The sequence below is a fragment of the Paenibacillus sp. AN1007 genome (assembly GCF_040702995.1).
Lineage (GTDB): Bacteria > Bacillota > Bacilli > Paenibacillales > Paenibacillaceae > Paenibacillus.
In genome coordinates this window covers 3,176,714-3,199,882 of record NZ_CP159992.1, presented here as the reverse complement: position 1 = coordinate 3,199,882, position 23,169 = coordinate 3,176,714, and the positions used below count along the sequence as shown (strand labels likewise).

General features: G+C 46.8%; 26 protein-coding genes. 24 read left to right on the top strand and 2 right to left on the bottom strand.

Going from position 1 to position 23,169, the window contains the following annotated elements; all coding sequences use genetic code 11:
* The first annotated feature begins 63 nt into the window (after positions 1-63).
* The 17 genes from ABXS70_RS14000 (at position 64) to ABXS70_RS13920 (ending at position 13,459) form a co-directional block, all read left to right on the top strand.
* Complete coding sequence (locus tag ABXS70_RS14000) at positions 64-420, top strand: NIPSNAP family protein (protein WP_342555657.1); 357 nt, start codon at positions 64-66, stop codon at positions 418-420.
* Positions 421-445: 25 nt separating this feature from the next.
* The gene (locus tag ABXS70_RS13995; RefSeq protein WP_342555658.1) at positions 446-940 is read left to right on the top strand and encodes a GNAT family N-acetyltransferase; all 495 of its coding nucleotides are present in this window, start codon (positions 446-448) and stop codon (positions 938-940) included.
* A gap of 66 nt (positions 941-1,006) precedes the next feature.
* The gene (locus ABXS70_RS13990; RefSeq protein WP_342555659.1) at positions 1,007-1,474 is read left to right on the top strand and encodes a GNAT family N-acetyltransferase; all 468 of its coding nucleotides are present in this window, start codon (positions 1,007-1,009) and stop codon (positions 1,472-1,474) included.
* Between the two features lie 42 nt (positions 1,475-1,516).
* Entirely contained in the window at positions 1,517-2,092 is a 576-nt protein-coding gene (locus tag ABXS70_RS13985; RefSeq protein WP_342555660.1) for a GNAT family protein, read from the top strand.
* Positions 2,092-2,727 carry a hypothetical protein gene (locus ABXS70_RS13980; protein WP_342555661.1) on the top strand — a complete coding sequence of 212 codons (636 nt, stop codon included), beginning with the start codon at positions 2,092-2,094 and terminating at the stop codon, positions 2,725-2,727. Before ABXS70_RS13985 ends, ABXS70_RS13980 begins: the two co-directional genes overlap by 1 nt.
* Positions 2,728-2,738: 11 nt before the next feature.
* The gene (locus ABXS70_RS13975; RefSeq protein WP_342555662.1) at positions 2,739-3,776 is read left to right on the top strand and encodes an alpha/beta hydrolase; all 1,038 of its coding nucleotides are present in this window, start codon (positions 2,739-2,741) and stop codon (positions 3,774-3,776) included.
* Positions 3,777-4,006: 230 nt separating this feature from the next.
* Positions 4,007-5,209, top strand: a complete 1,203-nt coding sequence (locus ABXS70_RS13970; RefSeq protein ID WP_366296392.1) for a glycoside hydrolase family 5 protein — start codon at positions 4,007-4,009, stop codon at positions 5,207-5,209.
* Between the two features lie 219 nt (positions 5,210-5,428).
* Positions 5,429-5,968, top strand: a complete 540-nt coding sequence (locus ABXS70_RS13965; RefSeq protein WP_366296390.1) for a GNAT family protein — start codon at positions 5,429-5,431, stop codon at positions 5,966-5,968.
* A 215-nt stretch (positions 5,969-6,183) separates the two neighbouring features.
* A complete protein-coding gene (locus ABXS70_RS13960) occupies positions 6,184-6,558 on the top strand; it encodes a hypothetical protein (protein ID WP_366296388.1) in 375 nt (124 codons plus the stop codon).
* A gap of 83 nt (positions 6,559-6,641) precedes the next feature.
* Positions 6,642-6,899, top strand: coding sequence for a hypothetical protein (locus ABXS70_RS13955; RefSeq protein ID WP_342555666.1), 258 nt, complete (start codon positions 6,642-6,644; stop codon positions 6,897-6,899).
* 36 nt (positions 6,900-6,935) lie between these two features.
* On the top strand, positions 6,936-7,790 hold the full coding sequence (locus ABXS70_RS13950; protein ID WP_366296386.1) for an aminoglycoside phosphotransferase family protein: 855 nt from the start codon (positions 6,936-6,938) through the stop codon (positions 7,788-7,790).
* 85 nt (positions 7,791-7,875) lie between these two features.
* Positions 7,876-8,424 (top strand): glutathione peroxidase, encoded by a 549-nt coding sequence (locus tag ABXS70_RS13945; protein WP_366296384.1) that lies wholly within the window; start codon positions 7,876-7,878, stop codon positions 8,422-8,424.
* Between the two features lie 84 nt (positions 8,425-8,508).
* Positions 8,509-9,357 (top strand): AraC family transcriptional regulator, encoded by an 849-nt coding sequence (locus tag ABXS70_RS13940; RefSeq protein ID WP_342556309.1) that lies wholly within the window; start codon positions 8,509-8,511, stop codon positions 9,355-9,357.
* Positions 9,358-9,573: 216 nt separating this feature from the next.
* Entirely contained in the window at positions 9,574-9,822 is a 249-nt protein-coding gene (locus tag ABXS70_RS13935) for a hypothetical protein (protein WP_342555669.1), read from the top strand.
* Positions 9,823-9,976: 154 nt separating this feature from the next.
* Positions 9,977-10,576 (top strand): nitroreductase family protein, encoded by a 600-nt coding sequence (locus ABXS70_RS13930; protein WP_366296382.1) that lies wholly within the window; start codon positions 9,977-9,979, stop codon positions 10,574-10,576.
* A gap of 164 nt (positions 10,577-10,740) precedes the next feature.
* Entirely contained in the window at positions 10,741-12,339 is a 1,599-nt protein-coding gene (locus ABXS70_RS13925) for an S-layer homology domain-containing protein (RefSeq protein WP_366296380.1), read from the top strand.
* Between the two features lie 205 nt (positions 12,340-12,544).
* Positions 12,545-13,459, top strand: a complete 915-nt coding sequence (locus ABXS70_RS13920; protein WP_342555672.1) for an NAD(P)/FAD-dependent oxidoreductase — start codon at positions 12,545-12,547, stop codon at positions 13,457-13,459.
* 102 nt (positions 13,460-13,561) lie between these two features.
* Here the strand turns inward: ABXS70_RS13920 and ABXS70_RS13915 are convergent, their stop codons facing one another.
* Positions 13,562-13,771: a hypothetical protein gene (locus ABXS70_RS13915; protein WP_342555673.1), complete on the bottom strand. Its 210-nt coding sequence runs from the start codon at positions 13,769-13,771 to the stop codon at positions 13,562-13,564.
* A gap of 264 nt (positions 13,772-14,035) precedes the next feature.
* On the opposite strand from ABXS70_RS13915, the gene ABXS70_RS13910 reads away from it, so the two are divergent.
* From ABXS70_RS13910 to ABXS70_RS13895, 4 genes are all read left to right on the top strand, one after another.
* The gene (locus tag ABXS70_RS13910; protein WP_342555674.1) at positions 14,036-14,389 is read left to right on the top strand and encodes a DUF3243 domain-containing protein; all 354 of its coding nucleotides are present in this window, start codon (positions 14,036-14,038) and stop codon (positions 14,387-14,389) included.
* 332 nt (positions 14,390-14,721) lie between these two features.
* Positions 14,722-15,288, top strand: a complete 567-nt coding sequence (locus ABXS70_RS13905; RefSeq protein WP_342555675.1) for a hypothetical protein — start codon at positions 14,722-14,724, stop codon at positions 15,286-15,288.
* Between the two features lie 165 nt (positions 15,289-15,453).
* The gene (gene cyoE / locus ABXS70_RS13900) at positions 15,454-16,311 is read left to right on the top strand and encodes a heme o synthase (RefSeq protein WP_342555676.1); all 858 of its coding nucleotides are present in this window, start codon (positions 15,454-15,456) and stop codon (positions 16,309-16,311) included.
* 171 nt (positions 16,312-16,482) lie between these two features.
* Complete coding sequence (locus ABXS70_RS13895; protein WP_342555677.1) at positions 16,483-16,965, top strand: tetratricopeptide repeat protein; 483 nt, start codon at positions 16,483-16,485, stop codon at positions 16,963-16,965.
* Positions 16,966-17,018: 53 nt separating this feature from the next.
* Here ABXS70_RS13895 and ABXS70_RS13890 read toward each other — a convergent pair whose 3' ends face one another.
* Positions 17,019-17,909: a LysR substrate-binding domain-containing protein gene (locus tag ABXS70_RS13890; RefSeq protein ID WP_342555678.1), complete on the bottom strand. Its 891-nt coding sequence runs from the start codon at positions 17,907-17,909 to the stop codon at positions 17,019-17,021.
* A gap of 180 nt (positions 17,910-18,089) precedes the next feature.
* Between ABXS70_RS13890 and ABXS70_RS13885 the strand changes: the two genes are divergently transcribed.
* The 3 genes from ABXS70_RS13885 to ABXS70_RS13875 all read left to right on the top strand — a co-directional run bounded on the left by ABXS70_RS13885 (position 18,090) and on the right by ABXS70_RS13875 (position 23,030).
* The gene (locus ABXS70_RS13885) at positions 18,090-19,001 is read left to right on the top strand and encodes a DMT family transporter (RefSeq protein ID WP_342555679.1); all 912 of its coding nucleotides are present in this window, start codon (positions 18,090-18,092) and stop codon (positions 18,999-19,001) included.
* A gap of 96 nt (positions 19,002-19,097) precedes the next feature.
* Positions 19,098-20,234, top strand: a complete 1,137-nt coding sequence (locus ABXS70_RS13880; protein ID WP_366296375.1) for a LacI family DNA-binding transcriptional regulator — start codon at positions 19,098-19,100, stop codon at positions 20,232-20,234.
* Between the two features lie 240 nt (positions 20,235-20,474).
* On the top strand, positions 20,475-23,030 hold the full coding sequence (locus tag ABXS70_RS13875; RefSeq protein ID WP_342555681.1) for a glycoside hydrolase family 2 protein: 2,556 nt from the start codon (positions 20,475-20,477) through the stop codon (positions 23,028-23,030).
* The last annotated feature ends 139 nt before the right edge of the window (positions 23,031-23,169 follow it).

The following is a 23,169-nucleotide window of genomic DNA, read 5'->3' as shown; positions in this document are numbered from 1 at the left end:
TGCCCCTTTAGGGGTGGGAGTGTCAAAAGTGGAATCATCGTTCGATGAGAGGAGGTTATACCGGTGATTTACCGCAGGAAAACGTATGTTGTTGCTTCTAGTTTTGTCGATGAATTTAACGCGCTCTTTAATGATATTCTGCTTCCTGCGCAGCTGAAATACGGAGCCAGACTGATAGGCCGATGGCATACGCAGCTGGACGAAGAGAACAGTGAAATCTTTGCAATGTGGGAATACGATACGATGGAACAGTATGAAGAGATTGAACAAAAGATTAAGGCAGATCAAGACCATATACGGCGAGTACAGGAACGATATGATCAGCTTGGAAGACATCGATCCTCTGAAGTGTTTCGTCAGGAGATAAGGCAGCAATTTTTCACTTCAACGGTGGATCGAGAACGGACGATTTTACGTTAAACTATTACCGCAAGGAGTGTTCTGAATGCTGGAGACCAAACGGCTTACGTTCCGTGAATATACCAAAGATGATTTTGAACATCTGTATACGATGACAAGCGAGCCCAATGTCATGAAATATATCCGGCATGGTGGTCCTTGGACGAAGGAAGAGACGATGCAGTCGCTGGAGAAATTTGTGCAGTGGAATAAGAGCGGCCAAGGGCTTTTTCTGGCGTTTAACAAAGAAGATGGCCAGCTTATCGGTACTTCGGGATTAATCCCGCAGGTCATTGAAGGTATGAAAGAGTTGGAAGTGGGTTACTGGGTCAGAGAGCCATTTTGGGGGCAGGGATACGGATATGAGCAGGCTAAAGCGTGGAAAGAACACGGTCTGCGGCTGGGTCATAAACGTCTCATATCTTTGATTCAACACGGGAATGCGGGTTCTATGCGAATCGCGCAAAAGAATGGCATGATTCATGAGAAAAATGTGGGTATCAACGGGAAACAAGTGGCGGTATTTTCAATTGAGGTGTAAGCCGTGAAAATCCGCATTATCGGTGCTTACAGCAGGATAGTATTGAACGCTGAATGAGGAGATCACATGAGAACAAATATAATCCAGATTCACCCTGTTACACGAGATAATTGGGAAGAGGCACTGCAGATTTCGCTGTATGAAAACCAGACCCATCTGGTTCCAAGTGTGATAGAGGGCCTCGCCTATGCTTATGTCAAACCGTGGGATGAAGCGTTTGATCCTTACGTTTTGGAGATGGAGGGCCGAGTCTTCGGCTTCTTTTATTTGAGTTATACACCTGGGAGCACAGATAACTACTGGATCGGCGGCTTCCAGATTGACAAGTCGTTTCAAGGTCAAGGAATGGGGAAACGGGCTTTGAGCGCCGTGATCGACTTCATCATCCGGAAGCATCCGTCCTGCCGTATCATTTCATTGACTGTTGAACGAGATAATCACATCGCTCAGCACCTATATACAAGTGTGTCATTTGTGAGTGAGAATCAGACGAATGCCGATGATGAGGTTATTTATCGACTGAAAGTAAATTGAATCAGAGTTATACAAAACCTGCTTACAGGGAGGGCGATCCATATGAGAACGATCGATTACAGTCAGTATTACTGGCAGGATGACAAGGTCCGGCTGCGAGCTATTGAGGAAGAGGATTGGGAGAGCGTGTATGCGGAAGGCTTTGATTCTCCTGCGCGCATTTTGCTTGAGTGTGCTGTCGAGCTCCCGCCAACCATATCTGGGGCTAAACAATTCGTGGAACAGAATGCAGCGTTCTCATCAACGAATGGCCGGATCATGTTTACCGTTGAAAATCTTGATGGGGATATCATAGGCGGAATTAATCTGAACAGCATCGATGAGCGTAACGGAACGTTTAGTATCGGCATTGTCATTGATAAGCCTTATCGCGGCAGGGGATACGGCACAAGTGCAATGAATATTTTGCTGAGCTATGCTTTTTTGGAGCGCAGACTCCACAAGTTCAATGATTATGTGCTGGAAGGTAACGAAGGATCAGCAAGAATGATGCAGAAACTGGGGTGTGTGCAGGAGGGAATTCGTCGTCAGGTGGCGTACATTAATGGGAGATATATGGATTTTATTCTGTTCGGATTAACGAAGGATGAGTATCTGGCAAAAAGGGAGCTTGACTGATGACAACCGTTGGATTATTAGGAACGATTCATAATGAAGCACTCAGGGAACGGTACAGCTGTTCCCTGTCTTTATATAAGCGGATCATTAACGACTTCCAACCAGACGTAATTTGTGGTGAAGTGCATCCACAGAGCTGGCTGAAGTATAGGAATGATCCAGAGGACAAGGGGTACTGGGGAGAACCTGCAAGTGAGTATTGGGATATGATCTTTCCGCTGTGTGAAGAACAGCGCATTCCCTTTGTACCGATCGATTGGTTTGAACTCGATGTGTGGAATGATTTTGATCCATTTAACGGATATGATGCCGAAGCACGAAAAGCACTGGAGCAGCAGGATGATGCATGGTTTGCGAAGCAGATGGAAACGAGCACCTATGGGAACATCCCGTTTAATTCCAATGAGTTTGACCAAATCACCAGAATGAAATACGAATGGTTATATGAGATCAACCCCACATCGCAAACGGTTCGCTGGCTCGTTCGCAACCAAATTATGATGCAGCGAGTGAAGAACGCGATTAAGGATCACACAGGTAAGCGAATCCTCTGTATCGTAGGGGCGGACCACAATTATATCTTTCATGATGAATTTCAGGATGAAGCGGTTGACTGGATTTATCCGTTAAAGTAAAAGGAGAGCATATGAGAAAGAAGATAGCCAAGGCTTGCAAGTACACGATGTTCATCATCATTGGTATGATACTGCTATCTCTCATCTTTCCTACATGGACTCCGAATATTCAAGGGGAGAACAGTATTAGCCGACTGGAGCAGGTTGTTGTTAATGGCACAGGCCATGAAGTGATGATTCGAGGAGCGGATCGAGCGAATCCGGTGCTGCTTTTTGTACATGGTGGGCCGGGATATTCTGAAATTCCTTACGTGAGAAAGTACCAGCGTGAGTTGGAGCAGTATTTTACAATTGTGCATTATGATCAACGCGGAAGCGGGAAGTCGTATCATTTTACAGAAGATTATTCGGATCTGACAACAGATACGCTCGTCGATGATCTCATAGCTTTAACTAAGCATATTACAAAGGAACTGGATCAGGAGCAGGTGATCTTGGTCGGTCATTCGTTTGGTACATATATCGGGATGAAAGCAGCTGCCAAAGCGCCGGAACAATTTCAGGCATACATTGGAATCGGACAGACAGCCGACACCATTCAGAGCGAAATGGTAACGTTGGATTATACAATACAGCAGGCAGAGAAAGCAGGAAACAGGAAAGATGTGAAGCAATTGGAGCTTTTGCGTGATTCCGTCCAGCAGGGTGAAGGGCTAACACCTCGAACTTATGTGCAAAAGTATGGTGGATCAGCCAGGATGATTCATGAAAATATCGATTATGCTGCCGGATTTCTGTTAAGTCCGGAATACAATGGACTGGATGTGATCCGGTTTTATACTGGAATTCTCCGATCACAAGATCGTCTTGTGCGAGAGTCGTTAGATCATCCTTTGCCCGAACTTGTAGAACAGGTTCACATTCCGGTGTATTTTCTGATGGGGAAGTATGATTATATGACAACCCTGAAGGCAGCCAGCGATTATCTGGAAAGATTGAAGGCACCAGAGAAAGGACTCGTGATCTTTGAGCAATCTGCGCATTACCCCCAATTTGAAGAGAAGGAAAAATTCGCGGCTTGGCTGGTTGAACATTTGAAATCGCATTAAAAAAAGATGCAGAAACATGTCAAAACAAACGAGAAAATGAACTTTATTTTCCATAAATGTGTTATTATGTTGTTGTTAGACTGCTTTTTCGCTTCAGGATCCATAGCGCAGAGAAGGGAGGATTGCCTTTTTCGATTCCATGATACTATCATTCGAATTCATCCAGATGAATCACTAATCTGAAGGAACTGCAACTGCTTGTTCAAAATCAAATAAGCGGAGGTTAAGTGATGATGAAAAAATGGAAGAAACTTGGTATTGGGAGTTTAGCCCTGCTCTTTATGGCTGCAGCAGCGTTCACTGGGTGGAGCGCCAAAGCATCGGCGGCAGACATGAGATCATTAACCGCTGCCCAGATCACTGCGGAGATGGGAGCAGGCTGGAATCTGGGTAATCAGCTGGAAGCTACGGTAAACGGTACACCTAATGAAACATCATGGGGCAATCCAACGATTACCCCCGAGCTGATCAAAAAGGTAAAAGCGGCAGGATTCAAAACGATTCGTATTCCGGTTTCTTATCTCAATTATATTGGAAGCGCTCCCAATTACACGGTAAACGCGGCATGGCTGAATCGCATACAGCAAGTTGTAGACTATGCGTATAACGAAGGCCTGTACGTGATTATCAATATGCATGGAGATGGATTTCACTCCATTCCCGGCTCGTGGCTGCATGTAAACAGCGGCAATCAGAATGTGATTCGGGACAAGTATCAAAAGGTATGGCAGCAGGTTGCTGCCAAGTTCAGCGGTTATAACGAACGTCTTGTATTTGAATCCATGAATGAAGTGTTCGATGGTAACTATAACAACCCGAATACATCGTACTACAGCAATTTGAACGCGTATAATCAGATTTTCGTGGATACGGTTCGGAAGACGGGCGGTAACAACAATGCCAGATGGCTGCTTGTTCCGGGCTGGAATACAAACATTGATTACACGGTTGGAAATTACGGCTTTGTCGTTCCAAGTGATAATTTCAGATCCGCTGCGATCCCAAGTTCGCAGAAACGAATTATGATCTCGGCACACTATTATTCTCCTTGGGATTTTGCCGGTGAAGAGAATGGAAACATTACGCAGTGGGGAGCGACAGCGACCAATCCTGCCAAAAAGTCAACATGGGGACAGGAGGACTATCTGGATTCCCAGTTTAAGTCTATGCACGATAAATTCGTGACACAAGGTTATCCCGTCGTGATGGGAGAGTTCGGTTCCATTGATAAATCCTCATATGATTCGAGCAGCAGCACGTATCGTGCCGTATACGCCAAGGCTGTTACAGCAGCCGCGAAAAAGTACAAGCTGGTTCCGGTATACTGGGACAACGGGTTTAACGGTCAGCATGGGTTTGCTTTGTTTAACCGGTTTAACAATACGGTGACACAGCAAAATATTATCAATGCGATTATGCAGGGTATGCAGTAATAACATCATCAGTCATAAGGTCAGACGGCATGTTTCTCTATGAGGAACATGCCGTTTTCAATATGTTTCACGCGTATCGCATCTAATGAGAACAGTTTCCACGTTTGGTTTGCGAATTTTACATAAGCAGCAAGCAGAATTCATAATATGCCGCACATCCTTGGTTATACTTAATTTTACTTTGATCTAGCGAACTTTAAGGATTGGGTGGTAGACAGAATGTTGAAGAAGCGTGAGCTGCATGAATGCCAATCACTGTACAGCTTGATGATGGACCCCGCGGTTGCTCCTTATGTTCGTTATGCATGTCAGTCACAAGAGGAATTGCTGTTTTTAACCCGGCAACTGATCGCCGAGGAAGAGCAGGGAACTGTGATCTCGCGTACCATTATGGATGAAACGGGAACCGCCATCGGTACCATTGATCTGTATCACATCGTGAACAACACCGGATTCCTGGCAACCTGGATCGGTGCACCATACTTCGGCCGTGGATACAGTCAACAAGCAAAGTCGGTCTTCTTAACAGAGTTATTTCTTGAACAAGGCATACAGACCGTTTTTATGAAAATACGCAGGCAAAATGTGCGTTCCCGCAAAGCCGTGGAAAAACTATCTTACGTCAGACTGGCGAATGACCTTTATCCACAGGTTGCCGAGGCGATTAATGTGAAGCATCCGATATACGATCTATATCATGTCGAGCGGTCTGCTTTTCTCGAAAGCCGTGCAGAGCTGCATCCTGCCGCGGTTACATGATAAGCTGGAAGCAGCTAATCCGGGTTATTATTTTAAGTTAAAGGTTCGATTCCAAGTTTCATCTCAAAAATACAATACGCCTCAGCGCCGTCCGTAATGACGACGCTGTTTGATGTGCGCGTATACCGATTATTTAAGGTCCTGTAGAAATTCCCTAATGGAAGAACATGGATTATACTAGAAGTTAAGCACATGAAAGAGAGGAGTACATGCTGTTGACAAAAGAGATCTGGATACCCATGGATCAAATAAAGGATCAGCAGCCCATTTGGGCAGGGACCCGAATTCGAATGGCTGAGATTTCGCCGAATATGCCCATGCCATCAATGGAGCAGACTGAGCCGATGGAACGGACAGAACGAACGAAAGAGACAGAACATCACACGGTACAGCATACAGGTCAGTACACCGAATACTTGCTTTCGTACATCTATGGCCATTCGGATGCTCTGCAGCTAACCTGCTTAACGCAGGGTGAGGCGGGAAATATCGGAGGAGTCATTCCTAAAGACCTGCCCAACCATTATGCACTCGCTCAAACACTCAAAACATGGTTAACCGGAGTGTACAGTGAGGTTCTTTTTGAATAAAGGCGGTGTGTCAGTTACGTCGTGAGTGCTTGTTAAATTGATGTGCACAGCACGTTTGGACATTTATGAAGGAGGTTTACGTTTTGGATCAGATGAACAAGATTTTGGGTGTCGTATTAATGATTGCGAGTGTATTGATATCCACGCTGGAGCGAATGTCCATCCGGTTTTCGGCGGCACTGGTGGAGGCGGGCAGCGGTTCGGAACAAGCTCTCAGGGAGGTAAGCCGAAAGGTGGATGTGCCTACAGGTTTGCTCGTATATTTCATGTTTTTTGTCGGATTTGTGCTGCTGGTTTCCGGTTTCCCGGGAACTTACAAGAATAAAGATAAACGCAAATAGGGTACGGCCAAAGAGCTGTAACAAGGAGGGAGTCCAGTGTCCGAGCAGCAGGAGGAGAAGTTAACAGGCGGTAATGTGAATGAGGTGGTGCGTGTTGGAGATACGGTTCGCCGGAGTAATCGTCCGGATCGGTATGTACATGAACTGCTGCTGCATTTGGAAAAAGAGGGCTTCCATCAGGCGCCGCGGTATCTCGGCATTGATGCAGCGGGCAGGGAAATCCTCTCTTACCTTGACGGAGACGTCTCGGGTAACGATTATCCAGAGATAGCAAGTTACATGTGGTCAGATGATGCATTAACAGCAATCGCACGCCTGTTAAGAGATTATCACGATGCCACCCTGAATTTCAGCGCGACGGCCCGTCCCGGCAATAGCTATCCGGGGATAGGAGTAAAGAAAAAGGAAGAAGAAATGGAATCCGTACAGGCTGTAAACGAGGAAGCAGAAGTCATATGTCATAATGACTTTGCGCTGTACAATTTGGTATTCAAGGATGGCTTACCGAAGGGGATCATCGATTTTGATCTGGCTTGTCCAGGTCCGCGTTTATGGGATATCGCCTACACCTTATATACCTGTGTTCCACTTGCGACTTTTTCGCCTCAGTTGGATGAGGGACGGGAGAAATCAGTGATCCCATATGATTGTGCATCGCATGCAGTCGCTCGGAAGAGACGGATTGAATTGTTTATGGAAGCTTACGGGCTGGATGTTCCGCCCGATCTGCAGCAGTGGGTCGTGTCGCGCATCCGCTTTATGTGCCAAACACTGAAAGATCGTGCCGCTGCAGGTGACGCGGCGTTTGTAATGATGGTTGAAGAAGGTCATTTGGCTCATTATGAGAAAGAGGTCATTTTTTTGGAACAGCACTGGCAGGAATGGTCATAGCTTAGGCTCTATGCTTCGTATATAATGAGAAGTGATTCTACGAAAATAAGCAGTTACATAACCATTGCGAGGTGCACTTCAACTTATGCCAACTATCTATGATTTTACTGTGACCAGAACGAGTGGAGAGCGCTTCCCGCTGTATCAATATGAAGGAAAGCCTGTACTGATTGTGAACACGGCCAGCAAGTGCAAGTACACCCACCAATTCGATGATATTCAGAAACTGTACGATGAATACAAAGACCAGGGTTTGCAGATTATCGGTTTTCCATGCAACCAGTTTGCTGAGCAGGAGCCGGGCAGCAGTGCGGAAGCGGAATCTTTCTGCCAGATTAACTACGGTGTGAAATTTCCGATGTTTGCCAAACTGGACGTTAATGGTGAAGCGGCGCATCCGCTGTACGACTTTCTGAAAAAGTCAGGTCCATTTGGGGGTTTTGATGAGAGCGATATTCAGGCCAAACTGCTGAAGCTGATGGTGGCGGACAAAGCACCAGAGTGGCTGCATGGAGACGCAATTAAATGGAATTTCACCAAGTTTCTGATTAATGCCGAAGGACAGGTCGTTCGCCGTTTTGAACCGATTGATTCCATGGACGAGATCAAAGCAAGCATCCGAGAACTGTTATAAAATAAGAGGAATAGGAGCAGGACAGCACCTTATGAAAGAGCAGTCCTGCTTTTCTTACGGACAGGAGGTGATGACGTGCCCAGCATGATGCAGTTTAACGCTCCACTGGCGTATACCTATAAAGCCACGAGTCAGTTTGATCCCGGGAAGTCAGACGGATTTCATTCGCATCCGCACTATGAAATCTATTATTTTCATGACGGAGAATGTAATTATATTATTGGGGATCGGGTATATAACCTGGAACCGGGTGATCTGGTATTAATGCATGGACTGACGCTGCACCGGCCGCATCCCAAAGTCGGCAAACCCTATGTGCGTACAACCCTTCATTTTGACCCATCTGCTATTCGCAGCAGTCTGCACCCGGACCGCATTCAAGAGGTGCTGAAGCCGTTTGATGAATTGGGTAACTGCCGGGTAAACCTTGCCGGTGATATTCGTAGGGAATTCGAGGCGCTGCTGCACGATTTACATCACTTATCCAGCCATTCCTCCAAGTTCAGGCAGGAACGCATGCATGTCCGGGTCTGTGATCTGTTATATTGTGTGGCAGAAATCTGTCAGGGTCATGTACAGGAACAGCGTCTATCATCGGAAAAAGAGAGACATGTGCAGCATATCATCCGGTATGTCGATACCCATTACATGCATGACATCGGACTGGATGATCTCGCACAGGAGCTGCATTTGTCGAAGCCCTATTTGGCAGGCATGTTTAAGGAAATGACCGGACTGACCATATTCAAATATCTATATGATCGACGCATCAATCAGGCGAAGCTGCTGTTTCAGTTTCAGCCTGAGATGAGTGTGACGGAAGCCAGCCGATTGTCCGGTTTCAAGCGCCTGTCTCATTTCAGCCGGATTTTTAAACAAAGTGTGGGCTGCTCGCCCGACTTGTATCGAAGTCAGCTTCATCGGCAGCTGTAGGGACCGGGCAGATTTCCAAACGAAGTTTGACAGCGAAGGTAAATATGTTATTCAGAAGTCGACCAGCAAATGATGGGGTCGGCTTTTTAGATTTTATTTTACAGCAGCTGCAAATGTTTAGAAATCCAGGCGAACAGGTAAAGAAAGGTAAAGAATGGATGAAATGATCATTAACCATCCGAATTATGAGAAATCAACTGCAGGAGGCGAAGAATCATGGAAAAGCAGACACCAGCACAGCAGCGAAATGATGGCACGCAGGACAAAATGCATGACCGCCCGGATCAATACAAGACGGAAAAAGAAAGCATGCTGGACCGATATGAGCAGGAACAAACCGTAGATCCCATTCCGATGCAGGATCTGAATATGGAAGCCCAAGAAGAGAAAAATAAAGACCAGACCAAAAGTAATTCCTCTACAGAAGAGAAGTACCGGGCAGATTACCGTAAGAGAGATGAATGAGATAAGCAGGCTGTGGAAACATAAAAAGAGGAAAGTGTAAACCTATTTGAGTCGATAAAAGTGAAAATAAAATAGTTTATTGACTAATGTAGGTTACTATATTATAGTTACTGTATTGACAGTGAACTATCAATCATTTAGGAGGCGTATGCGAATGTCTACTTTTTTTGAGGCGTTAAAGAACAGAAGATCCTATTACGGAATCAGTAAGGAATCTACAATCTCGGATGCAAAGATTCAGGAAATCGTCGAAGAAGCGGTAAAGTATACACCGACTTCATTCAACTCACAAACCTCCCGCGCAGTTGTACTGCTCGGTGAACAGCATGATCAATTATGGAATCACACGGAAGACATTTTGCGTGAAGTTGTAGGAAATGAAGAGGCCTTCCAATCTACAGCGGAGAAGATGGCCGGTTTCCGTAACGGATACGGTACCGTTCTGTTTTTTGAAGACAACAATGTGATTGCACAGCTGCAGCAGAATTTTGCTGCCTATGCAGACAACTTCCCGATCTGGGCTAATCAATCCAACGGTATGCTGCAGCTGGTCATCTGGACAGCTTTGGAACAAGAGGGACTCGGAGCTTCCCTGCAGCACTACAATCCATTGATTGATGAGAAAGTGAAGCAGGAATGGGGCATTCCGGAGAACTGGAGACTTATTGCTCAGATGCCATTTGGTAAGCCAACAGCGACACCAGGCGAAAAAGAATTCCAGCCGATCGAAGAGCGCGTTAAAGTACACAAGTAAGAATATACACGAGACCAAGCTGAATTACACAAGTAAATCCTTCATTACCAACATTTAACCACATACGGCCTCGCTTCAATTTGATACGATGATGAAGATCGTAAACTATTGAAGTGAGGCTTTTTACTGTGAAAATAATAGATGTTAATAGAATATATCGTCCAATGTGGAAGATTGTTTTATGCGGCGCCATCGTGTTGGGTTCCATGATGGGTAGTGGAAGCACCCTAAGCGCAGAAGCGAGCTTGAAGCCTGTTTTCCAAGATACACGTACAAGTTATGCAGGAGAAGCCATCGACCGCCTGGTGTACAAAGGGATTGTTGCGGGAACGACACAGCATACATTTGAACCCAAAAAAGCGGTCACACGGGCAGAATTTGCATCATTTGCCGTACGTTTGCTCGGATTAAAACCGGTTTCGAACAATATCTCTCCTTACATGGATACTCCTGTGAAAGCCTGGTATTACGGTAATGTCGGGGCGATGACCAATCTATCTATCCTAGAAGGGAAAGGTCAGAATATGTTCAAGCCTAATGCCTCCATTACCCGTGAAGAGGCGGCAGCTCTGCTTGTTCGTATGCTGAAACAGCGTCCTGTAGAAAATAATCTTTTATTCTATACATATAAGGACGCAGCGGATATCTCAGACTGGGCTCGTCCATATGTACAGAAGGTGCACCAGCTTGGATTGATGCGCGGAAGCAGTGGACTTTTCCGACCGGGTGACCAAGTCACTCGTGAAGAAGCAGCGGTTATGCTGGATTCCGTATTACAAAATCCTTCTTGGGCAGCGAAAATCAAGCGCAAACCGGACGTTGGAATTCAACTGGGGTGGCAGTACAATTCTTCGGCGGCAGCGTTTATCGACCAAGTAGAGCAGTCCCCGGTGAACACCGTAGTGCCGCGCTGGTTTTTCCTGAACAAGGATATGAGTGTTTCGAATCATGCCAATTCGACTTTGATCTCCTGGGCAGCTGCTTCGGGCAGACAGCTCTGGCCCATGCTCGGTAATCGTTCCAACGCAGCCGTGACCCATCAGATGTTATCCAGCTCCGTGAACCGGGAAGCGGTTGTTCGCGAGATAAGTGCTTTGGTTAAAAAATATGAACTTGGCGGCATCAATGTGGATTTTGAAAATGTGGACCCTGCCGACCGGGAAGGTTTCACCTCCTTCGTGGCCTCGTTAACGGCTTCGCTGCATACTCTCGGTGCTGTCGTATCGGTCGATGTTTCACCTAATCTGGGTTCAGATTGGACGGCAGCCTTTGATTACGTTAAACTGGGCGCGGTATCGGACTACATGGTGCTTATGAATTATGAGGAGCATTGGAATGGTGACCCTAAAGCAGGTTCCGTGGCATCGCTTCCGTGGGTGGAAAGCGCGCTGGCAAAGATGGTGTCTGAAGTGGACCGGGCGAAAACGATAATGGCACTGCCGTTGTATACGAGGGACTGGTCCGCTGTAAATCCGGCGGGAGCTTCTTGGGATATTACGCTGGGCGAGCAGGGGGTGCGGGCAGCCGCATCGGGTTCTTTCAAACACTGGGATACCCGATTGAACCAGTACATCATCAACTATATTTCCAACCAAACGGCAAGAGCAATCTGGGCAGAAGATAGCCGATCGCTGTCAGCCAAAGTACTGATGAGCCGTAAACAGAACATTGCAGGTCTCGCATACTGGTACATGGGCGGAGAGACTTCCGATGTATGGAATGCGATTACTAACGCCTTGCAGTTTGAATCGTATACGTTCTGACCAAGCTCAAGCTCTTATGGAGCAGTGAACCCGAACCTTCGTTGGCTGAAACCGGAGGTTTGGGTCTTTTATTTTTGGTATAAGCTATGGGATAAGTCAGGGCGTTTAAGCCTGTTTGTACGGTTTAATGTATAGAAGGACAACGATGGTCCTGTAGGTTATACCCTATAAAATCAAGTATTGGATATACAGGAGGAGAAGAAGCATGCGAGAGATGGATTGCATTATTGTGGGTGGGGGGCTCGCAGGGCTTCAAGCTGCCATCCAGCTTGGACGTTATTCAGCGCATCAAGTACTGGTTGTGGATGCCGGAGAAGGACGGTCAACGCTGTGTAGAACGTACCATAATATTCTTGGATACCCGGATGGTATCTCGGGACAAGAACTTCGAGACCTTGGCAGAATGCAGGCCGAACGAACAGGTGTGTCTATTGAACGGGATCGAATTATAGAAGCTGTACGTGTGAAGGACGAAAAAATCAGGCTTAAAGGTTCTTCGGGAACCTTATATGAGGCCAAAACGGTGCTGCTGGCCACCGGGTTAACGGACCGCGTGCCGGATATACCCGGATTGAAGCCAACCCTTGGCAGAACCGTCTACGTATGCCCCGATTGTGACGGATATGAAATACAGGGGAAACGGACCATTCTGCTGGGAGCAGGTGAAGCTGGAGCAAATATGGCGATGACTCTGATTGAACGCACAGAGGATCTGTTATATATCAATCATGAACAGACAGAGATCTCTGCCGAGCTTCATCGTCAGATGAAGCAGGCGGGAGTCCGTTATCTGGAAGCGGCTGTGCAGGAAGTACAGCAGATGGAGGATGGGCATATCACTGGTGTACTCACCGAAGATGGGCAGATTTTCGAATCGGAACGTGGATTTATTGCTTTTGGCGGTAACCGGGTTCATTACGAACTTGCCGAACAGCTGGGTGCTGTCATAGCAGACAATAAACATGTGGAAGCAAACCCTCGCAGCATGCAGGCCGCACCACAGGTGTGGATTGCAGGGGACCTTGGTGTTCATGCAGAGCAGGCAACGGTTGCTATGGGTGAAGGCGCTATTGCCGCGATCTGGATTCATAAAACGCTGCAGCAGATCGCCAAAGGTTAAGCGTTACGCCATCATAAAAACAAGTAAAAAAGAGTCCTCCAAAGCCGGACAGCAGGCAAAAGGAGGACTCTTTCTCATGTTTAACGGAATATAAAGGTATATTTATTTTTCGGGATGGTCTGTTTTGTTCTTTTCCGCAGAACGATCAGGTTTGTCATGGGTAAAATCCTTGCGAATATTATCCACGATATCACCGACAACACCTTCAATCATGTCCGTTGGTCCTGGATTTCTTGGATCGGGTTCGATAACGGTGTTCACACCAGGCTTCAGTTCATCTTTTGTTTTCTCATGTTTGGGCTTGTCATTCATATGATTTCCTCCTTAAACTCCGTCGTTATCCATATTAACTAACATAACCAGACATCAGATGGTATATGTAAAACGATTAACCCCATGATCATTTTTGAAACGGCTGTTTTCGCATATAATTCTCAAAAAAAACGAAATTGACGTATACTGATTAAACTTCAGCAGTACGTTTATATTATAAATGACTCTTGCTTGTGAAGCTTTTAGCAAGCTCGTTATAAACAGTCAATATAAATAAGCAATTAAACTGAGGAGGTAACACCAATGAATGAACAAAATCATGTGATCCACAAAAACGGACAGGTTTCGACAGATCAGGTAGACAGCGCAATTGAAAAGATTGCACCCGAAGAAAGAGATCAGATTTTACAAAATTTTGATGCATTCAAAGAATACCTCGGCAAACGGATTGCCATGGGTGAATCCATCGGTTTAAGTGAAGAGCAGATGGCTAAAATCGCACAAAAAGTAGCAGATCACTTGGCGGCTAACGAAGAACCTCGCAATCGTGAAGAGAAGCTGCTGCAGGAACTGTGGAATGTAGGGAAAGAACAGGAGCGCCATATGCTGGCTCATATGCTGGTTCGTTTGGCCCAAGATACCAGAACAAGTCACTAGAAATATTCAGGCATAAGCTGACCGGACAAGCATACATTAAGATAGATGAAGCAGAAACCCCGAATGCATCTCATTTGGGGTTTCTCTAATCTTAACAGGTAAACAGGTGCGGTAGTGATGACGTGGATTGTAACTATTTTTAATCTGGCTGATACTTTTGAAGAAACGGTATGACGTATGATGAGTACATAGCACATGAACTCGTAAAAATACAGGTTGTTCGTTTGAGAAGGAAAGCTTTCGTTTAATAATTGGAGAAGAGAAATGTTGGTTAGTGAAAGTGAAATTTATTAAAGGTTATTGAAAGTCACGTAAATGAAGGAGAGATGGGCATGAAGAACGCGGCGAAACAATGGAGATTACGGATGATCGGTGCAGCAGCAGCTCTGCTTGGCATCATCGTGCTGACTACATATTTGCTTACCCCTGCGAATGCAGAGGAGCGTACGAATGTTCAGTCACCAGCTGCGAATAAAGCACAGCCCGCAAATTCCGAAGTGTATACAGCTTATATTGACGGAATGCGTGTTGAAGACGGAAAATTAATGCTGACTATAGACAAAATTGGCTGGTATCAAGGCGAAGAAGCAGATGAGATTTTCAAACAGCGTAATCCCGATGCGGGCATAGATGGAGCGCCGGACGGTTACTATATTATTAATGATAATAAAGAGCAGGAACAGGTTGAGGTCAATGCTGACGCCAAAGTGCTCATGCAGCTGTATGATCGCGATGGTACAGTACAAGGAACAGAAATCCAGTGGAACGAGCCGGTGACACTGTCCAAATTCGAATCATTATACGGAAACAAGCAGATTATGGATCTTTCCGTATTCCCATATCACCTTACAATTCAAGATGGTAAAGTCATCAAGATTGTACAGCAGTATATCCCTTAAATAAATCATAGATTAAGATTAATCCAACCAGTTAAAGCATTCTTCCTCTCTAAGAAGGGGAAGAATGCTTTTTGTTATGACAAATGCTTGAAAGCGATTGTAATTCGTTGTTGGTACATGTATCATTATAGGAATGGCGTTTTTACATCGTTCAGGAGGCTTCTGATGCTTAAAGACATGATTGCACTAACCAAGCCCGGACTGTTAAGGCTGAATGTATTTGCAGTTGCCGTCGGTTTCTGGGTCGCTTCACAATGGAATATCGCATGGGGATTGCTGCTTATGGTTCTAATTGGTTCAACTTTGGTCATTGCTTCGGCCTGTGTCATCAACAACTATTGGGACCGTGAGCTGGATCAGAAGATGGAACGAACGAAAAAAAGAATGGACTACATTAACCATCTGAAGCCTGGATTCGTTCTTGGGTACGGTTTGGTACTCGGCGCGGCTGGTTTAGCCGTATTGTTTCTGCTGGTGAATCCGCTGTCAGGCTGGATGGCGCTGCTTGGTTGGTTTGCTTATATCGTGATTTATACGATGTGGCTGAAACGCAGTTCAACGTGGAGTACATCCCTGGGGGGGATTGCAGGAGCGATGCCGCCGGTAATTGGTTATACGGCGGTTACGGACGAAATTGATGCAGGTGCATGGCTGCTGTTTGCATTTTTATTTTTGTGGCAGCCACCACACTTCTGGTCTCTGGGTATTCGTCGCGTTGAAGAATATCGAGCTGCGGGATTTCCGCTTCTACCCGTGGTCAAAGGGGTGAAACGAACCAAGCTCCAGATGATACCTTATGTGTTTCTGCTCATTCCTGCGGTATTCCTGCTGTATTATTTTGATTACGTCGGGCTGATCTTCCTCATCATATCTCTGATCAGCAGCATAATCTGGTTTGTACATACACTCAGCGGTTTAAACACACAGGATGACGAGAAGTGGGCGAAGGTGAACTTTTTGATCTCGGTCAATTATTTGATGCTTATATTTATCGTCATGGTCGTAAATACAACTTGGACTTAACAGAAAAGAGCGGGGACGCTCTTCAGGAAGCACATGTTGGAGTGCGGCTGCTCAAACGCAGCGCTGCTGTCATTTCAACGTGTGCTTTTCTGCGTGGCTTTAGGCGGCGTTTGGTTGAAAAATTGTAAGGGATGTATATGAATACCCATTTTTGATATAGGATGTGACAGCATGAATGATCTGCAGCAGGCCTTACACTGGCGTCAGGAAGGGAGAATGCAGGAAGCCATCGAGCTTCTGCACAAGATTACGGAACGGGAGCCGGAAAATGGAGAAGGTTGGTATCAACTCGCTTGGGCCCATGATTCACTCGGTTTGGAACGGGAAGCAGTACCCTATTATGAACAAGCACTACAGCTGAAACTTTCCGCGGAAGATCGGGCTGGGGCTATTTTAGGTCTAGGGAGCACCTATCGTACGCTCGGACAATATGAGCAGGCCAGAACATGGTTGCTTACGGGGATTACGGAGTTTCCAGAGCACCGTGAATTCGAAGTGTTCTATGCCATGGTGCTCTACAACCTTGGAGAGCATACGGAAGCGATGCAGCGGCTGCTCGTTCAACTTGCGGATACTTCTGGAGATCAGCGAATCAAAGACTACAACCGGGCGATACGTTATTATGCCGATCAGCTGGATCGGGTCTGGGATTAACGAAGAAGCAAAATCAAAAGTATGGACGTGTCTTCGCTTTCCTCTCAGTCCTCTTATGAATGTGATATTCCTCGATCAGAGCCTAGCCATTGCTGTACTTCCTCGATATAACGACGTGCTGCCGGTGACAGATTGCGAAGCGAAGCGCACGCTAGACCAATCATTCGATAGGGATCTCCCGCAAGCGGTACAATAGCGAGGGAATGCGTATGATTTTGCAGCACCATCTCCGGAAGCAGACTGATACCAAGTCCGCTCTGGACCATGGCCATAATCGCCTGATCCTCGGCAACTTCGTACACAACGTTCAACTTGGCGGCGTGCTGCCGGATCAAACGTTCAATCTCGTTGTCACCGCCCCACTTGGGAAGGATGAAGGGCTGTTCCAGTAAAAGCTCGAATGATACCGATTCCTCTGAAGCGAGATCATGATCAAGAGGCAGGATGCACATCATCCTGTCTTTTTGCAATGTGATGGTTTCGAATGGTGTTGATTCGCCAAGAGATAAAAAACCAAGGTCGATGGCACCGCTGGCCAGCCAGTTCTCAATCTCGGCATAGTCACCTTCCCACAGCTTGATCTCAATCCCGGGATGGTGAAGCCGGAACTGCTTGAGAATACCGGGAAGCCACTGGGTGGAGACACTGGCAAATGTACCGATGCGTACTGTACCGATCTCGGCGCCGCGGATCAAGGAAATCTCCTGATTCATCAGCTCCGCCCAGCGTATAATCTCCCGTGTATAACCGAGAATACGTTCCCCCTCAGCAGTGACCCTTACACCGGCGCGGCTTCGATGCAGCAGAGAAAAGCCGCAGTCACTCTCCAGACTTGTGATAGCGTGGCTTACGGCAGATTGTGTAATGTTCAGGACTTCGGATGCTTTGGTCAGACTGCCGTATTCGACGACAGTATTCAGAATCTCATATTTGATCAGAGACATTGAAGGGAGACTTCCTTTCTGTGTCGGCATGCATTGTTATACATGAGTTTATTTCATATTAACTATTATAAATATTCATTTTTATAATGCAAAGAGATCGTATATACTTTCCAAGGTGAGTTAGTTGGTATTACATACAATACAGCTCAGACTATATAGAAGAATGAAGGTAGAAGCAGGATGGACGGGGTAAAGGGAAAACAAATTCAAGCATCACGAAGAGCAGATGTGCAGATGCTGCTCGCAACCGTTATATGGGGGTCTTCCTATCTGTTTATGAAATCAGGACTAGCCTCTATTCAGGAACTTAATCTAATTGCTTTGCGATTCGGCATAGCTTTTGCAGCGGCAGGGCTGCTGTTCCACAGGCGTTTGTGGAAAGTGGATCGTGGGACACTGGCAGCGGGAGGTATTCTCGGTACAGCTTTATTTGCTGCTTTTGTCTTCATTACTTATGGTGTGCAGCGGACAACGGCGTCCCAGGCGGGATTTCTGATCAGTCTGGCTGTCATTTTCGTGCCGATATTAACGACGATCCTGCGTTGGCGGCTGCCGGATAAACGACTGACTATCAGCATTACGGTCGCTGTAGCAGGACTTGGATTATTGACGCTGCAGCATGAAATGAGTCTGCACCTCGGGGATCTGTTGTGTATTCTCGCAGCACTGGCGTATGCCGTTTATATCATGCTTGCAGGTAAATACACGCCAAAGCATGATCCGCTTACTCTTGGCGTTGTTCAGCTGGGGACTGCGGCACTATGGGGAACCGCAGCCGCATTTTTGTTCGAAACGCCGCAGCTGCCGGATACCCCGGAATCATGGGCATCAATCTTGGGACTTGGCATATTATGCAGCGGGCTTGGTTACATGCTGCAGACTTTCGCGCAGCGTCATGCATCGCCGACGAGAACCAGCCTGATCTTTTCGCTGGAGCCGCTGTTTGCGGCAGCGTTTGCCTTTATTTTTCAAGGAGAGTCACTTACACTTCAAGGATACGTTGGAGCAGCGCTGATGCTGGCAGGCGTTCTGATCACAGAGATCAAAGTGTCTCTGCCTATCTTCAGACGCAGCAAACGCCCGGTACTGTAACATGTACCTGCTTCCATGAATTTTTTTGAAATTCAGAGTTTATGAAAAAGGATATGGATGTGGATGTTAATCCGATCCATGATCGGGATACAATAGATGCTTATTATGAAGCCTAACAAAACCCGGATGAACAAAACTTGTTTTGTTCATCCGGGTTTTTATGCTACACTGGATGGAAAATCAGGAAAATCGGGTGAGCAGATGGGCAAAAGAGTGACGATGCAGCAGATTGCAGATGCAGCGGGGGTATCCAAGTTCGCTGTTTCTCGTGCGCTGACGGGAAAGCCGGGGGTTAGTGAGTACACGCGAGAAATGATTATGAGGACTGCAGGGCAGCTGGGTTATTTTAAAACAGACCCGAAGCGTTATCCAGTGTCAGACCCTCTTTCTGTCAGTGCAAAACCAAGGAAGAAGTGTGAGGGCACCATACTGGTTCTATTTCCTAACATACGCTCACAAAATCGTTCTTCTTTGTATTGGGGCCCTGTATTCGACGGCATCTCAGCCCGGTTGAATGAAATGGGGATGGACATCTTAACGCTGACAGAACCTTCTTCGGATCATATGTTTTCAGTTCTGAATCCCGAGGCGATTCGGGGAGTAATTACGGTCGGTACGATCTCGACATCGGTACTGCTCGAAATATACCGTCTGCGCATCCCGCTTGTCATGGTCGATCACGAGGATTCGGCCATTCATGCCGATACCGTGTTTGCCGACAACGTAAAGTGTATGAAAGAGATGGTGCTTATGCTTGCAGCGAAGGGATACAAGCGGTTCCAGTTTGCCGGTCAGCTGCCGGATGCGGTCAGCTTCCGGGAACGCTGGCTGGGATATCGGATGGGACTGGAGGAGATGAATCTGAAGGCAGAGCAGCATCCGGGACTGCTGGTACAGGAGTATATCGAAATGCAGCAGACGATCAAAGACATGAAGCATGAAGACATTCCAGAAGTGGTCATATGTGCGAACGATCATACAGCGTTTATCATTATGGAGGCTTTGCGGAACCGTGCGGTTGAGGTGCCCGAGCGCTGCGCAGTCACGGGGTTTGATAATACCCGGACGGATGATCCTATTTTGGCTACAGCTTATATTCCCAAAGAACATCTCGGGGCGCGGGCTGTAGATCAGCTGCTGTGGCGGATGAACAATCCGGAAGCCCCCCATGAACGAAAGTTAATTCACGCGGCATTAATGATGAGGGATGAGTATCACTCCATACAAACTTAATGAGGGGCGGCTCACCTTTATCCGAGTTCGTGTGTAATGGAAAAAGGAATGCAGTGGAAAGACATGGAGAAGCCGTTCTCTGTGTCTTTTTTTTGCGAATTAAGTGCACAGTTCTTTTTTTAACAAAATTCATTGACTGGCGAGCAGCTAACATGTTAATTTTGTTTTGTGAATTGTTTTCTATTATACTAACAAAACCTAACAAATGAATTGACTAATGTAAACACATGGGAGGCTGTCATGAGCGTAATACAATCGCAACTTTTAGAGAACTGGACGTTTAAGGCTTGTGAAGATCAGGAATGGATGCCGGCTCAAGTGCCTGGATGTGTACATACGGATCTGCTGCGGCTGGGCAAAATTCCCGATCCGTTCTACGGCACGAACGAGAAGGAAGTGCAGTGGATCGACAAGAAGGATTGGGAGTACCAAACGGCTTTTGATGTTGAGGCTTCACTCTATGCACAGGAACAGCTGGAACTGGTTTTTGACGGGTTGGATACGTATGCCGATGTATACGTGAATGACACTCATGTGCTGTCTGCGGACAACATGTTCCGGGTATGGAAGGCAGATATAAAAGCACTCGTGAAAGAACAAGACAACGTGCTTCGTATTCGTTTTCGATCTCCCATCCAGGAGGACTTGCCGAAGCTGGAGAAGCTGGGGTACGCTCTGCCTGCTTCGAATGATCAATCCGATGTGGGCGGTCTTGGGGATAAACGTGTCAGTATTTTTGCCCGCAAAGCGCCATATCACTATGGCTGGGATTGGGGCCCGCGTTTTGTCACCAGCGGTATCTGGCGAGAAGTCAGGCTTGAAGGCTGGACAGACGTAACCATTAAAGACTTGTTTATCCGGCAAAACGAAGTGACTGCCGCATCGGCTCAAGTGACTGCCGTGGTCGAAGTTGAAACTTCGCAGCCTATAGATACTGTTATTCGCATTGGTGCGGATGGTCAGCGCTGGGAGACAGCAGTATCTCTGCAGCCTGGTTCACACACAGTGGAAGTGCCCGTGTCCATTCCAGATCCGAGGCTTTGGTGGAGCCGTGGACTGGGTGAACCTTACCGATATACTTTTGCAGCCGAGGTGCTTCAGGGCGAGCGGGCAGTCGCGTATTATGAAGTCCAGACAGGACTTCGTTCTGTCCGTCTCGTTCGTGATCCGGACGAAGCCGGTGCAACTTTTTATTTTGAATTGAATGGAGTCGCGGTGTTTGCCAAAGGAGCCAACCACATTCCAAATGACAGCTTCATTACAGAAATGACGCGTGAACGATATCTGCATGAGATCATCTCGGCAGCCGAGTCCAACATGAATATGCTGCGTGTATGGGGCGGGGGCTTCTATGAAGAGGACGTGTTCTATGATCTTTGCGATGAGTACGGGATCATGGTGTGGCAGGATTTTATGTTTGCCTGCAGCATGTATCCGGGGGATGAAGCATTTCTGGAAAGTGTCCGGCATGAGGCCATCGACAACGTGAAACGACTGCGCAACCATCCGAGTATTGTGCTGTGGTGCGGAAACAATGAGATTGATTCGGCTTGGGCGCATTATATTGAGAACGGAGGCTGGGGCTGGAAAAAGGATTATAACGCCGAGCAGCGTGATCGCATCTGGGCAGACTATGAGGCCATCTTCCATGACCTGCTGCCGGAAGTTGTGGAAGCCTACGCACCAGGTATGGATTACTGGCCGTCGTCACCGCTTGTATCGCTGTCAGGAGACGAGAAGCAGCATGCCCATCCGTCGACATCGGAAGGGGACATCCATTACTGGGGTGTATGGCACAACGTTGAACCTTTTGAGAATTACAATGTGTATGTCGGTCGTTTCATGAGTGAATATGGATTCCAATCGTTCCCGGAATACAAGTCGGTGCGAACGTATGCCGAGGAAGCAGATCTGGCGCTGGAATCAGAGGTCATGCTGGCACATCAAAAGAACGGAGCGGGCAATCGGCTGATCAAGCAGTACATGGATATGTATTTGCCTGCATCGAAGGATTTTCCTTCCTTTCTCTATATGAGCCAGGTGCTTCAAGCAGAAGCGATGAAAACGGCAATTGAAGCCCATCGACGCCGCAAGCCGTACTGCATGGGTACGCTGTACTGGCAGATGAATGACTGCTGGCCTGTCGCTTCGTGGGCAGGGATGGATTATCTTGGCCGCTGGAAAGCACTGCAGTATTATGCCAAACGCAGTTTCAGCGATGTGCTGGTATCTGCGGATGGTACACAGAAAGACTTCACGGATATTTATGTGATCTCGGACCAATTGAATCCGGTGAAAGGGCAGCTTCAGCTTCGCCTGATCGGATTCGATGGCCAGGTGCATCGGGATGAAACACTTGAAGTCAGCTTGGCACCGAATTCAGGTGAGAAACTAGGTTCGCTGCAGCATGCTGATTGGCTCAAAGGGCTTGATCCGGCAGCTGTGCTGCTGCGTTTGGACCTGCATCAGGACGGTGCGGCTGATATCGTGCAGGAGCATTATTTTGTGCCCGCCAAAGATCTTGCACTGCAGCAAGCAAACATTAAAGTCAGTGAAGTGACTGATGAAGAGGGAAAATATCTGGTGCTGGAGAGTGATCAGCTTGCCAAGCAGGTATGGATGTCTTCGGAGAGCGAAGGAATATTCACGGACAATTTCTTCGATCTGATCCCTGGTATTCCGGTAAAGGTGAAATTTACTTCAAGAGAAGCTCTGCAGCGTGAGGATGTGATCTCGAATCCAGGTCCCGTTGAGGTACGATCCATGATTGATTTTATTCAAGTAGACAAAGGGTAAGTTAAGGGAAGAACAAGTTTGGGTTAAATTAATTAAACGGTTGAAGTCTCTCATAAAAGGGGATTTCAACCTTTTTTATATCAGTATGATCCAAATGTTTACATTGTAATGGTTTCGTAATGTTTTACTTAGAGAATCG

Coding starts and splice junctions, on each gene's coding strand:
- ABXS70_RS13995 (WP_342555658.1), top strand. CDS start 446: ATGCTGGAGACCAAACGGCTTACGTTCCGTGAATATACCAAAGATGAT.
- ABXS70_RS13990 (WP_342555659.1), top strand. CDS start 1,007: ATGAGAACAAATATAATCCAGATTCACCCTGTTACACGAGATAATTGG.
- ABXS70_RS13985 (WP_342555660.1), top strand. CDS start 1,517: ATGAGAACGATCGATTACAGTCAGTATTACTGGCAGGATGACAAGGTC.
- ABXS70_RS13980 (WP_342555661.1), top strand. CDS start 2,092: ATGACAACCGTTGGATTATTAGGAACGATTCATAATGAAGCACTCAGG.
- ABXS70_RS13975 (WP_342555662.1), top strand. CDS start 2,739: ATGAGAAAGAAGATAGCCAAGGCTTGCAAGTACACGATGTTCATCATC.
- ABXS70_RS13970 (WP_366296392.1), top strand. CDS start 4,007: ATGATGAAAAAATGGAAGAAACTTGGTATTGGGAGTTTAGCCCTGCTC.
- ABXS70_RS13965 (WP_366296390.1), top strand. CDS start 5,429: ATGTTGAAGAAGCGTGAGCTGCATGAATGCCAATCACTGTACAGCTTG.
- ABXS70_RS13945 (WP_366296384.1), top strand. CDS start 7,876: ATGCCAACTATCTATGATTTTACTGTGACCAGAACGAGTGGAGAGCGC.
- ABXS70_RS13940 (WP_342556309.1), top strand. CDS start 8,509: ATGATGCAGTTTAACGCTCCACTGGCGTATACCTATAAAGCCACGAGT.
- ABXS70_RS13935 (WP_342555669.1), top strand. CDS start 9,574: ATGGAAAAGCAGACACCAGCACAGCAGCGAAATGATGGCACGCAGGAC.
- ABXS70_RS13930 (WP_366296382.1), top strand. CDS start 9,977: ATGTCTACTTTTTTTGAGGCGTTAAAGAACAGAAGATCCTATTACGGA.
- ABXS70_RS13925 (WP_366296380.1), top strand. CDS start 10,741: ATGTGGAAGATTGTTTTATGCGGCGCCATCGTGTTGGGTTCCATGATG.
- ABXS70_RS13920 (WP_342555672.1), top strand. CDS start 12,545: ATGCGAGAGATGGATTGCATTATTGTGGGTGGGGGGCTCGCAGGGCTT.
- ABXS70_RS13915 (WP_342555673.1), bottom strand. CDS start 13,771: ATGAATGACAAGCCCAAACATGAGAAAACAAAAGATGAACTGAAGCCT.
- ABXS70_RS13910 (WP_342555674.1), top strand. CDS start 14,036: ATGAATGAACAAAATCATGTGATCCACAAAAACGGACAGGTTTCGACA.
- ABXS70_RS13905 (WP_342555675.1), top strand. CDS start 14,722: ATGAAGAACGCGGCGAAACAATGGAGATTACGGATGATCGGTGCAGCA.
- cyoE (WP_342555676.1), top strand. CDS start 15,454: ATGCTTAAAGACATGATTGCACTAACCAAGCCCGGACTGTTAAGGCTG.
- ABXS70_RS13895 (WP_342555677.1), top strand. CDS start 16,483: ATGAATGATCTGCAGCAGGCCTTACACTGGCGTCAGGAAGGGAGAATG.
- ABXS70_RS13890 (WP_342555678.1), bottom strand. CDS start 17,909: ATGTCTCTGATCAAATATGAGATTCTGAATACTGTCGTCGAATACGGC.
- ABXS70_RS13885 (WP_342555679.1), top strand. CDS start 18,090: ATGGACGGGGTAAAGGGAAAACAAATTCAAGCATCACGAAGAGCAGAT.
- ABXS70_RS13880 (WP_366296375.1), top strand. CDS start 19,098: ATGCTTATTATGAAGCCTAACAAAACCCGGATGAACAAAACTTGTTTT.
- ABXS70_RS13875 (WP_342555681.1), top strand. CDS start 20,475: ATGAGCGTAATACAATCGCAACTTTTAGAGAACTGGACGTTTAAGGCT.